This is a genomic window from Duganella alba (assembly GCF_009674495.1).
Classification (GTDB): domain Bacteria; phylum Pseudomonadota; class Gammaproteobacteria; order Burkholderiales; family Burkholderiaceae_D; genus Rugamonas; species Rugamonas alba.
In genome coordinates this window covers 23,272-37,560 of record NZ_WKJN01000007.1, presented here as the reverse complement: position 1 = coordinate 37,560, position 14,289 = coordinate 23,272, and the positions used below count along the sequence as shown (strand labels likewise).

Annotated in this window: 9 protein-coding genes; 6 read left to right on the top strand and 3 right to left on the bottom strand. The window is 47.9% G+C overall.

Going from position 1 to position 14,289, the window contains the following annotated elements:
• Window positions 1-4 precede the first annotated feature (4 nt).
• Together dndC and dndB are read right to left on the bottom strand one after the other, a co-directional pair.
• The gene (gene dndC / locus GJ695_RS08750) at window positions 5-1,465 is read right to left on the bottom strand and encodes a DNA phosphorothioation system sulfurtransferase DndC (RefSeq protein ID WP_154363897.1); all 1,461 of its coding nucleotides are present in this window, start codon (window positions 1,463-1,465) and stop codon (window positions 5-7) included.
• Window positions 1,462-2,586, bottom strand: a complete 1,125-nt coding sequence (gene dndB, locus GJ695_RS08745) for a DNA sulfur modification protein DndB (RefSeq protein WP_154363895.1) — start codon at window positions 2,584-2,586, stop codon at window positions 1,462-1,464. Before dndB ends, dndC begins: the two co-directional genes overlap by 4 nt.
• Window positions 2,587-3,411: 825 nt before the next feature.
• Here dndB and GJ695_RS08740 point away from each other — a divergent pair.
• The 6 genes from GJ695_RS08740 to GJ695_RS08715 all read left to right on the top strand — a co-directional run bounded on the left by GJ695_RS08740 (window position 3,412) and on the right by GJ695_RS08715 (window position 13,581).
• Complete coding sequence (locus tag GJ695_RS08740; protein ID WP_154363892.1) at window positions 3,412-3,795, top strand: helix-turn-helix domain-containing protein; 384 nt, start codon at window positions 3,412-3,414, stop codon at window positions 3,793-3,795.
• A gap of 309 nt (window positions 3,796-4,104) precedes the next feature.
• A complete protein-coding gene (locus GJ695_RS08735) occupies window positions 4,105-4,866 on the top strand; it encodes a PDDEXK family nuclease (protein WP_154363889.1) in 762 nt (253 codons plus the stop codon).
• Window positions 4,863-6,866, top strand: coding sequence for a TnsB C-terminal domain-containing protein (locus GJ695_RS08730; RefSeq protein ID WP_154363887.1), 2,004 nt, complete (start codon window positions 4,863-4,865; stop codon window positions 6,864-6,866). The genes GJ695_RS08735 and GJ695_RS08730 overlap by 4 nt, the downstream gene beginning before the upstream one ends.
• A 2-nt stretch (window positions 6,867-6,868) precedes the next feature.
• Window positions 6,869-7,849, top strand: coding sequence for a TniB family NTP-binding protein (locus GJ695_RS08725; RefSeq protein ID WP_154363885.1), 981 nt, complete (start codon window positions 6,869-6,871; stop codon window positions 7,847-7,849).
• 6 nt (window positions 7,850-7,855) lie between these two features.
• Window positions 7,856-9,979 (top strand): TniQ family protein, encoded by a 2,124-nt coding sequence (locus tag GJ695_RS08720; RefSeq protein ID WP_154363883.1) that lies wholly within the window; start codon window positions 7,856-7,858, stop codon window positions 9,977-9,979.
• A 437-nt stretch (window positions 9,980-10,416) separates the two neighbouring features.
• The gene (locus GJ695_RS08715; protein ID WP_154363881.1) at window positions 10,417-13,581 is read left to right on the top strand and encodes a glycosyltransferase; all 3,165 of its coding nucleotides are present in this window, start codon (window positions 10,417-10,419) and stop codon (window positions 13,579-13,581) included.
• A 316-nt stretch (window positions 13,582-13,897) separates the two neighbouring features.
• On the opposite strand, the gene GJ695_RS08710 is transcribed toward GJ695_RS08715, so the two are convergent.
• Window positions 13,898-14,275: a DUF427 domain-containing protein gene (locus GJ695_RS08710; protein WP_154363879.1), complete on the bottom strand. Its 378-nt coding sequence runs from the start codon at window positions 14,273-14,275 to the stop codon at window positions 13,898-13,900.
• Window positions 14,276-14,289 lie beyond the last annotated feature (14 nt).

Genomic DNA, 14,289 nt, shown 5'->3' with positions numbered 1-14,289 from the left:
AGCTTTAGTACAAAGGTGTGGGGTTTGCAAGATCATCAGCAGAAGCTTCTTCTTCGTTTTTTTCTTCAAGGGCGACAGCAAAGGCAAGCGCCTCTTCTTCATTTCGGAAACCTTGAGACTGTAATATCGACTCCAGTTTGTCGAGGTGCTTGGACCGTTTTTGAGTTTGAATCGATTGAAACTGTCTCGCCAAAAGAGAGCGAGTCAAACGATAAAGCTGGTCGGCAGCCTCCGGATCGACATCTTTTGCTACCTCTCTCAGTAAGGCCAAGTCGATGCGATCAAGAGGTGTCGGCTCAATTTCTTTTCCTGGATATGGTTCGCCGTACACCTCTTCATAAATTTGAGGGACTAGATCTTCAATTTCCCCTTTATCCTCAACCCAGATGCGCCTAATTTCGTCGAGCTCATCAATGCCAATTAGTTCGACGTTCGGGTATCCTACTTGCTGACCTGCTGCGTGAACTACTCGTTGGGTGGACAACAGCTCAAAAAGCAATTCCCTCCGCTTATCCTGCAAATATGGACCGTGGACCAAAGATCCATTGAATACTTTCAGCTGCCCATTCATTCGTTGAAAATCTCGGACTTCGCGATCAGCTGTAGAGAGTTGCTTGTTACGAAACAAGAGTATCGGTTGCATCCATGCTTTTTGTTCATCGTTCTGTATCATCGCTTGCATGGACTTATCCTGAGTTACCATCGTGCAGACGTAACAGCCAAACCTACTGTCGCCGCAGCTTGGCGTCGTTGTGTCAACAACAATAGGACATTCAGCGTCAGCTGTTGCGCCGCGATAGATATTGAACAATTCTTGATTGTCGATACCCCACGGGTTGTCTTCAGTGATGATGTAATTCCAGACGTCGTCGCTCGTCCAGGACTCGACTGGCAAATAGACCCAAACTCGCGAAAGGCGAGGGTCTTTGTTTCGACTTAGGCGATCACGAGTGCTACCGTTGTACTCATCCATAACTTTGTCGCGGGCGTTACTCTCACCTCTACGCTGGCCTAGGACGAGAATTGCCTCGCCATTTGTCTCCGCAAGGTCTTGAATGAATTGCGTAGAGGCGCTGATTTTCAATCGGTCCGTGCACCAACGAAAGCGATTACGCGGAGCCGGATAGCCCTTTCCTATCAAACTGACCCAAAAGCGATTTTCCAAGCTAGGGGTCAATCTATGAGCCTCGATAGGCAATCCTTGCGTCTGCGCCGCTTGTCGGATGCAGTCTAGCGAGGTTGCGACCCAAGCCGCGATCACTGGATTCTCCACTAATGTATCAGTGCTAATTACATGGATCTTTTTGGTTCGTTCTTCGACACGTAGTGAGGCAATCGCCTTCCATATCAATTGGAGCGATGCAGTTGAATCCTTGCCGCCGCTGTACCCTATGACCCAAGGCATAGAGTCCGATCGATAGAGGTCCTGGATTTCGCGAACAATGTCTGGAACGGAAGTGGTCATTTGTCTGATTTTCTTTGCTTATTAGTGGGCACTCGAGCAGCTTGCAACGCATCCTCTGCAGCCTGTTCGTCCGAAGACAGCTTAAGTCCCAAAGCCTTTTTGATTTCGATTGCAGTTAGCGTGACGTTTTGCGCGGACTTGGCCATTGCTCCCCCAACCATCGCTCGCCCTTCCCACGTCGACGCATTTTGACGTGACCAGTCGATGTTTTTGAGCTTCGCAAGCGTCCGCGATAGATTCGGTGCTGGTAAATCGTAAATTGCTTTTCCAACTCTACCAAGAGCCTGGAGGACTATCGCGTGGGAGTGGATAAAGTCTCTTCGAACATCGCCGGATGTGATGGCAGAAATTCGAACTTGGTTCCACTCAGGAATTTGCTTGCCGACTTCTTCCCAAAAGGCATGACACTTCTTTGTCGCGCTTGAAAAATCCTCAAGCTCTTTTTCGGTGAGCATTTCTAAGATTGAAAAATACAGAGCACTTAGCGTGAACAATTTGCGCGAGCGAGGGGAAAGCGAAGACCGCTCGGTTTCGATCAAGTTCTGAAAAACCTTGGATGTGAGGCTCAAGTGCTTGGCTACGTTGGCTGCAGCATTCCGATGCTCGTACAGCACTCCAATTGAAGCGGACGGTCTTACAGCATAGCGATTCAAATCGGCAAACATCTGCTGCGATCGCTCTAGGCCTCGGTCTATAAAAAATACTACGGCGATCGTCTCCTCACCAAGTTCCGGAGCTATTTGCAGTGCTCCCTTGATGGCGGCTTGTCGATGCTGTCCATCATTCACCACAAATTTTGCATCCATCGACACTTTCAAAGTGCCCATTCGCAAAGTGGTCACATTATGCTCGCCTTGAGCATCGAATTGAACCTGACCGTCGATCGACGCAGTGATGGCGGAAAATGTGTAGTCGTCTTTGTTGTTGACGATGTAACGTGACATTTCTGGAATTCGGGATCGATTCAACGTTCTCTGAGCGCGAAGTTCCGGCACGAGCTCCTCATCGTCAAAGACAAAGATCTTTGACAGTAGGCGGAGAGGGCACATCGAAACGTAATATTCGCGTCCAGCTTGAATACCCCTGATTGCGGGGAAGAGGTATGAGAAGTTGTCTGCCATAATCGACGCATTTTACCATGTTTGTCTACAGATAAACAAACGTATGGGTTATGTGCTGATTGCGCGCAACCAATGTACTCATCAAGGTAACTCTATACGCGGAAGTTGCTACACCAACATCAAATGCATCGCTTAAGAAACTGTGCGGGAAGGCAACTGTCGGCGATCCGATTGCATTAGTCTCAGCGGACAAGCAGCATCTTGCGAAAGTCTACGTGACATCTCAGGACGGCGAAGACAGTCGGAGTTACACAGCTTGCATAGTATATGGGTCGTCCGGTACAGGAAAAACACGTCTGCTTGGCAGCCACTTTGATAATCAATAGGCATTTCCGAATAGAGATCCGTGACCACAAGATAAGAAATGTGTCGAAGCTTACTAGCCTCGAAGCGATGGGCATATGAGACGCCTGTCGTCTGTGCGGCTGAGCGGAATTCTCGATCATCGCTGGCCTGAGCAGCTTCTCGACAGCTCCTGCAAAGAGAATACCAAACCAAGTTGTTGACCAACATTGGACACGTAAGATTATAGATTGCTGTTGTGAATAGACAACAAGATAAAGACTGATAAAAATGGCTTTTTACTCTATTTTACTTTTCCTAACTTTGTAGTAATAGATCATTTTCCCTGTGAGTTTGATTTGTTTTTTTGAAATATAGTTATCGCACCGTAAGAATATAAAATTAAATTTCTTCGTTTTCTCTCCAATTTCTATTTTTAACGAAAATAAAATATAGCTTGGCATATCTTAGAACGAATTATTGTGCTGGATATTTTCTGTTGGTCAATTTACAGTTGCGATATTTAACAACAATCGCTCTGTCATGACTACGCCGTTTGGACGATTTATTCATCGAGTACGAACTGCGAGAAGGCTCAGTCAGAAGCAGTTGGCTTTTCAGCTCGGCGTTCACCCTTCTTATGTGAATAGGATAGAGAGTGGTTTGAAATCTCCCTCAAATCACAACTTCCTCGAATCCGTTGTGCATGCGCTTCAGCTTCCAGCTGACGAGGCTGCCGAACTATTCAGCGCGTCTAAAGCTTCCCAAAATGCAGTACGCCTTCCGCCGTCATCGACGGAACGTGGTCGTCTGTTGGTGAGAAAACTAGTGTCTAGTTTGCCGCAGCTTAACGATCCGCAACTGGCCTTTCTGGAATTAGCAGTTGATGCTATCAATGCCGGAGCGATTGGTAACTCTGCCAAATGACAAAAGGAGGCACCATGTAAAGAAAAAGCGCCACAAACCGATAGGCCCGCAGCGCTCTTGGTGAAGCACTCCTCTGGCGAGAGGAGCTTTGAAGCACATCGAACTTCAAGTTTCTCCCTTGTAGCCTGCACCGTCAAGTCTTTCTTCCGGTTGAGAAAACAGCAGCATTAACGTAGTGACCTTCGTAGGTCACTACGAAGGGGTTGGCTCGTCCGCAAGTTTTGTAATTAATGTGCACTAAAAATCATCCCACGCGAGTCTTACTCGGGATGGTATCGCTCGATAGTTACTGGGGGAAAAAGGAAAACTATGAAGTTGCAGAAACAACTAAACAATCAATTCATGGAGCTCGGCCAAGGAGCCGTTTCCACTAAGCAGGAAAATACAAGTTCAATACTTGAGCAAATTTTTTCCGCATTTGACAAGCGGCCACAGTTGGATCACGTATTCCATGGGGTGCGTCGCATCAAATTGGGCAAGCACGGTTCACGGTCTTCACTGTTTTATAGCAAGAAATGCGGAGGATTCATTCCTGTGGAATCCCGTCTTGAACTCCGACATTGCTATCAGCTTGAAGCAGATAGAACAGTCAAAAGATATCGTACTCAAGCGATCAAGATACCTCGCGCCGGAAAGTATCTGGTTCCTGACTTCCTTATTGAATTTGTTGATGGAAAATTTGAGGTGCACGAAGTGAAGTTGGACGTGAGGCTTGGGAATGAGGCACTAAGACTAAAGCTGCAATTCGCATTGGAATTCCTGTTGGCCGATGGGCTGGCATATCGCGTGATTACAGAGAAAAATCTTCCGCAGTCGCACGTCGAGCAAAACATTGTGATGCTATACGATCGAGGTGGACGTCTCACTGTTTCCGAGTTGCAGCTGGACCTTTTGCGGAAATTGGTGCTGGCTATACTGCCGGGGGAAAGAACCGTTTGCCGGATACGTGAGGAATTACGGCGTGTAGGTATGCCATCATTTTTGCTGGAAAATGCATTGTTTTCTGGAGTACTGAGCTGCGAATTGGCTCATCCCATTCGCTCCCAGTCGCTGGTCGAGGTGCCAGCATGAATAGCTTTGCTCCGCACGCACTGGTTGCGGGTACCCGATTTTCATTGATGAACTCAGAATTCGAAATTTCGTTTGTCGATGCCGCGACAATTCGGTACTCGTCGTGTCATGGGGGAAATCAATATCGCGTCCCACTTGCGGTGTTTTGGAAGATGGTCGACGAGAACTCGATTGGCTTCTTGGCAGTTGGCAAGAATGGTTCATCTACAGCAGTTAATGCACCTAGCTCTCGCATACTCTCTGATACTGCGCAAGCTGAAATGTTAAGGCGCTATGACTACGTGAGGCGGACACTTGCGGCACCAAGAGCTCCACTTTCTCGAAGGAATCTACTTCATGCTATTCAGCAAACATATGAGAAACACGTCGCGAGAGCACATCATGCTGGCGGTATCGTTGAGGACGCTCCTGGGGTGTCGACCTTAGCTCGGTGGGTGAAGCGATACGTCAATTCGGGCGGCAGTCCAATGGCGTTGGCACCTAGGTCAAGTAAAAATATTCGGCGGGCCACGGGATTTTCCATCGAGGTCGAGACCGCTATTTCTCGTGCTCTTGAAATGCACCTTACAGACAATCGCCCATCCGGGGTGCAAACATATTGCAATCTCGTTGGATTGATACTAGAGGGAGGTTTGTTATCAAACGGAGAAAAAATTCCATCAAAAAGAACTATTTACAGGAGACTCGCCTCTGTAGACCCGTATGTGAAGACTCTAAAGCGACACGGCAAGAGGATTGCTGATACCCGATTTCGTGCTGCGGGCATCGGTTTCGAAACCTCAAGGGCAATGCAGACAGTCATGATAGATGGCCATCATATGGATGTCATTGTCGTTGATGAACAGAGCCGTGAGACCGCGGGTCGAGCTAATTTGGTTTGCTTGTTTGACGTCGAGACGCGCACGATTGTTGGGTGGTATATCAGTCTACTGCCATTTTGCAGTTCATCCGCATTAGCCGCGATAAAAGACATGTGCAGTCGAGATCCGCAGCTCGGGCCAGGAGGTGTGCCGGAAGCAGTGACGCCTGACAACGGCCGCGATTTAGTGAGCAACGCCATACTTAGCCTTTGTTCAAAAATTCCTATGCACTTCACGCCAGCCAAGTCATATTCGCCCGACGATAAGGCTCATTTGGAACGATTCTTTCGCACATTGAATGAGCAACTGGTGCATATGATTCCGGGATCAACTTTTTCTTCACCTAGACAGCGAGGGAATTATGATTCTCAGGGCATGGCGTGCTGCACTTTGACCGAGTTGCGCGAACTCTTTCGCAAATGGGTCAATGAGGTTTATCACAAAAATATTCACTCTGCTACTTCACGTGCACCACTTTTGGCTTGGCGAGACCGACAAGCCGAAAGCCCTGCGATTCATTTTTCGGCTGCCGAGATCGACATGTTTGCGAGAATTCCCTATCCAAGAAAAATTAATAACGGACGTGTTTTGCTGGATCATCTTTTCTACAAATCGCATGTCCTGGCGACGTGGGAAGTTCAAGGTAAAAAGGATGTTGTCGTGCTTTCTGACGAATTAGACCTTAGCTTCGTCTATGTTTATCACCCCGATGAACCGGAAAAAATTGTGCGAGCAGACTGCACAAAGGCGAAGTATGCCTCGTCTCTTACTAAGTTCGAACACGATCAAGTACGAGCTCAACTCAGAGATCAGGCAGTCAAAGATCGTCAGGAAGTTGGCGACTTTGCCTATGAGGTAGCGCGTTGGAAAATGTGGAACGAAATACAGGGAATGAAGACGCAGCGCGCTGCACGGAAGCTTGCGCGGCTGAGGAGTTCGATCAAGGCAGAGGCCTCCGCTAGTTACAGTAGAAATAATGATATATCACGAAAATTTGATGAGGACCGAACAGGTATTAGTGGTGAACATATCGGGATAGTGATTCCGCGTGGGCCTGAAGAGTTAAGTGTTGAGCCAACACAAAATATGCACGGAGATCATGATGATCTCGATACATTTGAAATAGCCGAGGGCGATTGATCATGAGCAAAACAGGTCGGCTATTAGCATACCAAGCTGCGGCACATCACATTGCACAGATTGATACTACTATCGTGAATCACTCCAAACTACGTGCGGCGCATGAGGGGCTAGATGAATGCATCGCTTGGTCGGAAGCAAATCGAGAACCTGCTGGCGCGGTTTTAGTTGGAGAAGGTGGAATGGGAAAGACAACAATCTGTAATGCGATCCTTCGCCGATATCCACCGAGTATTAAAAAAACTGCATCTGTTGAGGTGAGCATAGTACCAGCATTTTATGCCTCAGTTCCTAGCCCCAGTTCTATCAAGTCGCTGGCAGCAGAACTACTAAAGAGGCTTGGGGCCCCACGTCCAGGTGCGGGAACAGCAAGCTCGCTCACAGAGCGGTTGATCGTTCTTTTAAAGATAGCGGAAACGAAGATCATTTTATTGGACGAGTTCCAGCACCTTCTTGCCGATTCGAAGGTCGGAGATGCCAGGTCAAATAATGTGTGCGATTGGATCAAGACTCTGATTAACAATACAGGAGTGACGATTTGTTTAGTAGGGACACCTGCTTGCGAAGCGCTTGTCAATTCAGACCTCCAACTAGCAGGAAGATTTGCGCGTCGCTTTAGACTCTATCCGTTGAATATAGGGACTTCAGAAGAGCGCGGTGAGCTGGAACGTTTTTTGATAGCTATAGTTGAAAAATTTAAGGAGCGCTTAGGATTTTTGACCACTTTAGATTTTTCCGATCACTCAAATTCAGTACGAGTTTGGGCTGCAACTAGCGGTAATCCCCGCTTTGTAATGCGTTTGCTAAAAGAAGCAGCCGTGCTGGCATGGGCTGCGGGTCGAAAAAATTTAACTATTGGAGACTTGGCGGAAGCGTATGCAAAAGGTATTACGCAATCGGCTTCAAAATTTAATGGAAATCCCTTTGTTGTTACCTACGAAGCTCTGTCAAACGCGCTACGCGATTCAAAATTAAAAATGTGAGAATTTATGTTAGTTGCGAAACCAATATTCCAGCCGGATGAATCTCCTTTGAGTGTTCTATTGCGGGCTGCCGCCATAAATGGATGGAAAGAAATTCGGCATATGCTTAGCGTTTGTCGTCCGCTTACCCCAGATATAAGAAGCGCACTTAGCTCCTGCTATAAATTTGAGGATTATGCTCTACTTCTCGGCATTCCATTGCCTGATAGAGACGTTTTTCAAAGCGTTCGAATTGGCGGAACAACATGTCGAACTTTTCTAAGAACTACCTGTCGCTTACCCGAATGGGCATTCCGAGCACATGGTGGAGCTGTTTGCCCAGCTTGCCTCTCAGAAGGCGACGTTCCCTACCTACGCCCAATATGGGAGCTTAAAATATATCGAACTTGCGTATTGCATGGCATGCTTCTTGTAGAAAAATGTAGTGCGTGCAACCTCTCGCTTGGCTGGAAAAGAAGGGCGCCGCATCTATGTGAATGTGGACATGATTTAAGAGGAGAAATCGGCGCTGATGGCGACATTCACGTTGCCAACGTCATTAGCACTAAGGTTTGGCGAGAAGATCAGCTCTGGCTAAATACGATGAGTCGTTCTTTTAAAGCCGCTGTGGATGCGCTCGAAATCGTGGAAGACCCCGGCAGGCAGGATGATGTACTCGTCGCACTCCACAATGGTGGCAACGAGTTCGAGGACTTGTTGAAAATACATATTAAAATTAAAGCCGACATCCTACATCCGCGAATCATATTGTTGCCGTTCTTGAGAGATAATTCGTTGTCGAATATAGCGCATAAGATACTTCGCCAAAGCGTTGCATTTTCGATGGCAGAGAATTCTGCAGCTCCCGTTTACAGAACTTTATCGAGTCGTGATGCAAGCATTGTTCTGGGCGTATCGGAAGAAATTTTGTCCGTTTTATGTGCATCAGATTTTCTAAAATTTGTTAAATACTCATCAGTATCGCGCAGGGATACACCACTAGAGGGTATTTGCCAGAATAGCTGCGATGTAGTGCTACGCAAATTTTGGCGAAACGATGTACCTCAGTCGATAAAAAGACGTACACGGCCACCAATCATGTCGTTTAAGGACTTTGCCAGTCACTTAATGAAATCGCCGAAAGACTGTGGCGGATACGATTTATATTCTGGACTAAGCTCGTTGCGTATGCTCGGGCCGTCTTTGAAACCTGTTTTAACGAGTGGTAATGAGATCGCAAGAGCAGATTTTTTGACAATAAAAGCTACTGCTGATGTTTTGCACATCGAAATATATCTTGCTAGAAACTTGATCGCGAAGGGGTGGCTTACCACCATTATTGATCCGCACAATCCGCCAGCAAAGCTAGTCGCGAAAAGTAGTGTTGTTAAGTTTAATGATTGGTATATTTGTTCCACTAGATTAGCGAAGGAAAATGGATTTAAGCCATCGGCAGACTTTACCCGGAGACTAAGAAATTTAGGAATTTCGCCTGAAGGTGGGCCGGATGTGGATGGAACAAAGGTTTACATATTGCGTAGAAGCGAGTTACTAAATATTGATTTTCACAAAAAAAATACGCAAGAAGATATTTCGCAGAGCCCCCGTCTTTGCGAATCTGCTGTCATTGATTGTGGGTTTCAACACGACTCAATTTCCATGTCTGATGCCGCAAAAATTCTCTCGATTACGCTATACAAAATTAAGAAGCTAGTGAATTCCGGTTACCTGTGCAGGGTAGAAAGCGGTTCGATTGAAGTAAGGATTCTACGAAGTTCTTTCGATGCTTTTTTGAGGAAATGGACAAGAAAAGGATATGTCGAGCTGAGTCGTGCTGCATCGATGTTAAATGAAACAAAAGTGCAATTCATAATGCGATGGGTGTCCACAGGGTTTGTGAAGACATTGGATCTGGGACTTAGGGAATGTGTCCGCTATGACGCGGTTAGACGAGTACGCAACGTGAAAGAGAGCTACATTCTTGCACCGGATTGCGTGCGAATGTGGAAAGTCGGCCGTTTCACATTGCCGAACTTGGAGTCTAGGGGACTAATCAAGTCCACCCGTATTTGCGATGGAAAGATCAGGCTATACGCCCGTACAGATGTGGAAGCCCTATTAGGGCCGATGCCTTGGAATGCTACTGGCTAGACGTATGCTGGTCCTCGGTCAAGGCAACAGCGTTTTGACGGGGAATCGCATACTTCTAAGCGCCAGCGTGTAGTGCCAAAGCTCACCGTTCTAGCGATTGTGTCGACGGTGATGGCCGGTGCCACAACTGCCAGTAGAAATTCCTTGACAGGGCAATTCTCTGGGCTACCAGTGATGACTTAGCGTCTTGAGTGCGGTTCTGTCGTCATTACGTCAAACCTACATCACCTCACTTTAATTCTGAGCCAGTGCGATACCATCCTGTTCGTTAGACTCCCAAACTCACAATCTGTGACAATCTGTGACAATGCGCGCTTTTTCCAAGCGGAAATTTTGTTATTGTTATGATTCAGGCTGGTCCTTCAGCGAGTGACAACCCCCTCCCAGCATTCTTACGCTAATTAGGAAGTGTCATTGGAAATTAAAGCGAGAGTCTAATGTATAAAAAAGCCTTTGGAGCACAGCGGCAGGAGCTGCTTGAGTGGCTGAAAACAACTTGGCTGCGATCTGGCCCCCCGATATGTATCGTGGAGGGGTTTCCTGGCGTCGGTAAAACAGCATTGGCCAGCGACCTTTGTGATGTGGCTAAACAGGATGATTCGCGCCAAATATGCTTCGAGGAAGTCATCAATAGGCCGACCCCTTCTCTTACGGACTTATTTCTGGACTTGGCTGCGAATTTGACAGGACATTGTCATCAGCCGGACATGGAGGCCGCGCTCCTCGCAGATGGGGAGCTGAGCTTAGCCCGAGCACTAGACCGCGCCCTTCGCAATGACGTACTAATTGTCATCGATGACATCCAGCGACTTTTCAAAAGTGACAGTGGCGAAGTGACCGAGGAGTTGGCAGGTGTCTTATCCTCGATCGGATCTAACAGGGGACATAGGGGGCGCTTATTGCTACTCAGCGACCGATTATTAGCTCGCGGAAGGTGGTCCGAAGATATCCCTATTAAGCGACTCAATGAACTTCAGCCCCAAGAGGCGGTAGACCTACTGGACGATCGGCTTATCGCTGCGTCCATTTGTGATGCCGTGCCCGATGATCGAAAGCTTGATCTCGTCCACGTGCTCGGAGGCAATCCAAGGGCAATCGAGACGCTTGTTTCAACCCTTGCATTTGAATCGCTCGACGACGTCGTCGGTCGACATCCTGGATTCTGGTCAGTGCAAGATCGTAGCGTTTCTGGTGATTTTTTAAAGGTCTTGGAGCGAGATCTGCTGGAACGCTCTGTCGAGCGCCTTAGCCCAGAGCACTACAAGCGGCTAATACTCTTGAGTGTGCATAGGAAGAATTTTGAGGTACCTGTATTTCAATTACTATGCGATGGAAAACGCAATGAAAGCCGAGCTCTAGCTCATGCTTTAGTAACTCATTTTTTATTAAATCATGTTGGAGGATGGTACTCCGTTCAGCCCGTAGTTAGGGAAATCGGACTTGCGCACCTGCGGAAGCATGAAGCAGACTTCAAGCAGGCGCATGCGCGTGCTGCAGAATATTACGTGCGTCCTCTGAAAGCTCGTGATTCTAGTGGATTTAACTCACGGCTTGTAACCTCCTTTGCTGAGGCGAGATATCATCTGTACCAGGCCGAGAAGAACGAAGAGCTTCGCGACTTACTGGTACAAATGATGGATGTCGCGCGTGCTGAATTAAATACCACAGCCGCAGTTCCAAATAATCCCGAAGTTTTAAACGAGCGGATCGGAATTTTAACAATATTGCTTGAGGGTAGTAACTATGGGGGGCTGCATTACTATATGGCTCGATGTCTCAGAGCACGAAAAGGGCCAGGAGACCTCAAAAAGGCGGTGGGACATGCTCGCTTAGCTACAATAGGCCGACGAGGATCTGTTGACGCATGGATTCTGCTTGCACAGCTACTTGAGGAGGCTGGCGATCCCGCTGGTGCTATAGACGTGGTCTACAAAGCACTGGATTCTGTTCCTTCGGAAGACAAGCGTTTCGCGCTTTATCATTATGGCGCTGGCATTCTGGCGCAGGGTGGAAAAACAGCCGACGCCTTAATTCTCTTACAGGAAGGGATTTTAAACGTCCCTGTGGAGAAATCTGTCGCTCCTCTTTATCTGAAGGCTGCAGAACTGTATACGAAGACCCATCGCGTTGATATGGCGATCGGACTTCTTCAGGATGCAGTGCGACGAGTTCCAATTAAGCAAAACGTTATAACGCTATACCGAGGGCTTGTCCAAGCACTCATCAAGGGAGACCGAAACTCTGAAGCGGACGTACTTATGACAGAAGTAATTCGAGAGAAAAAATTTGATGGCCCCGACATGGAAATTGCCCAAGAACTCTTGCGCGAGATCAAGAAGAAAAAGCCGAGCGATAAAGCTAAAAAATCAAAGGATTTGATTCAAACAAATGAGATAATTGTGCCGGCTGAAGAAGAAATTCCTAGTATCCATAGGGATATTTTGGTATTGGCCACCGAATGGACGGCAAGACACGGCGGGCTTTCTACTTTCAATCGAGAGCTATGTAAATCGCTTGCGTCGCTTGGACATGATGTTGTTTGTGTCATTCCTCGAATTGAGGTTGGCGAGGCTGAGTCAGCTCAGGAAGCAAACGTTCGTTTGATCAGTGCGCTTCCTGGCGGAGATAACCAAGCGGGCAGTCTGTTGCGCCGCTTACCGATTGATGGTTTTACTCCAGATTTGATTATCGGGCATGGTCGAATTACGGGAGAAGCTGCCCGTGTACAGCAACAAGACTCGTATCCAAAGGCGAAGCGAATACATTTTGTTCATATGGCTCCCGGCGAGATCGAGTGGTATAAGGGAAAAGCAGATGCCGCACAGTCGGCAGAAAAACGGGAGGAACTTGAGTTAGACCTTTGCAAAGATGCCGATCTCGTTGCGGCCGTGGGGCCCAGATTACATCTCGAGTTCGGAACTCTTGTTTCCGGTTTAAAAGTACCTCCCAAGTTATTTCAATTCGTCCCCGGCCTAAGAGGGATTGAAGAGCGCCAGCCTTCACCAAAGGTGCTTTGCCTTGTATTGGGGCGGGCTGAAGACATCGAGTTGAAGGGGCTTGATATTGCTGCGCTGGCCGTGGCAAAACTTCTTGATTCTGGTTCAGAGTTTGATTCGACACCAGAACTGGTCGTAAGGGGGGCACCAACTGGAACAGGGACAGCGTTAAGAGAGTCGCTGCGAAAACTCGTTCATCCTAGTGATCTCTCTATTCGAGTGAAGGAATATTCGTCCGAAATGGATGCAATAGAGCAAGATTTGCGTCGCGCCTCCGTTCTCTTGATGCCGTCTCGGCGCGAAGGATTTGGACTGGTCCCTCTTGAGGCTTTACAGGCTGGAACACCAATTTTGGTCAGTAACAAAAGCGGCTTCGCTGAGTTCCTGAAAACCAAAATTTCGAGTGCGAGCCAGTTGCAACAGTATGTGGTACGCACGGTAGATGATCGTACAGAATCTGCGGAGGAGTGGATGAAGGCTCTAGATTTCGTCTTGCGGGATCGAAGAGCAGCATTTAGGAGAACAAGCGAGCTTAAAGATATCTTTGCGGATTGTACTTGGGAGAAAGCGTCAGAGTCTATGCTGAAAGAACTGTTTAATCAGTAGCTATTGATTTATTGACATCAATCGAGATACCGTCGATTAGGGATCAATTAACGTGTCATCCGATTTACGTGTGGAAGGCCCTCATGGATAGGCGCTCGATACCGTCTGGACGTATTGAGGACTCGTGCAAACGCGACCGATACTGAACTCAGGGTTACTGGACCTTGCCGTAAAAGTGAGCAGGTCGAGTAATCTCATTTTTGGTGACAAGATTGCGAGAAATCTCAGTTACTCTGGCAGTTAGTCTCAATTTAACAGACAAGTCTGCTGCTAAGTAATTGAAAATCTCTCATTTCGGTCTCATTTTGAGTGTCACTCAACGGATGATGATCTCGTCGACCCGGTCCGGATAAAACGCCAGGTGATCCCTGATGGTCGCCACCGCCGTGTAAGGCTCTTCGTAGGTCCACACGGCGTTGATGGCGCGCTCGCCGCCGGAAGGAATGCTGTAGTAGCTGCATTCCCCCTTGTAGGGGCAGTAGGTGGCGTGGTCGCTGCGTTGTAGCAGCTCCATGTTCACCTCCGAGCGCGGCAGGTAGTACACCTGCGGATAAGCCGCTTCGCGCAGCGTCAGCGCGTTGACGCTGTCCGCCACCAGCCGCCCGGCGACGAGGACGCGCACGCGGCCGCCGCTGGCTTCAATGATGATCGGATGATCCGGGCCGGGGATTTTGACGGTACGTTGCGTGGTCATGCTGATTCACCTTT

Excerpts from the sequence above, each read along its gene's own strand:
- GJ695_RS08720 (WP_154363883.1), top strand. The coding sequence starts at position 7,856 with ATGTTAGTTGCGAAACCAATATTCCAGCCGGATGAATCTCCTTTGAGT.
- GJ695_RS08730 (WP_154363887.1), top strand. The coding sequence starts at position 4,863 with ATGAATAGCTTTGCTCCGCACGCACTGGTTGCGGGTACCCGATTTTCA.
- dndB (WP_154363895.1), bottom strand. The coding sequence starts at position 2,586 with ATGGCAGACAACTTCTCATACCTCTTCCCCGCAATCAGGGGTATTCAA.
- GJ695_RS08735 (WP_154363889.1), top strand. The coding sequence starts at position 4,105 with ATGAAGTTGCAGAAACAACTAAACAATCAATTCATGGAGCTCGGCCAA.
- GJ695_RS08725 (WP_154363885.1), top strand. The coding sequence starts at position 6,869 with ATGAGCAAAACAGGTCGGCTATTAGCATACCAAGCTGCGGCACATCAC.
- GJ695_RS08715 (WP_154363881.1), top strand. The coding sequence starts at position 10,417 with ATGTATAAAAAAGCCTTTGGAGCACAGCGGCAGGAGCTGCTTGAGTGG.
- GJ695_RS08710 (WP_154363879.1), bottom strand. The coding sequence starts at position 14,275 with ATGACCACGCAACGTACCGTCAAAATCCCCGGCCCGGATCATCCGATC.
- GJ695_RS08740 (WP_154363892.1), top strand. The coding sequence starts at position 3,412 with ATGACTACGCCGTTTGGACGATTTATTCATCGAGTACGAACTGCGAGA.
- dndC (WP_154363897.1), bottom strand. The coding sequence starts at position 1,465 with ATGACCACTTCCGTTCCAGACATTGTTCGCGAAATCCAGGACCTCTAT.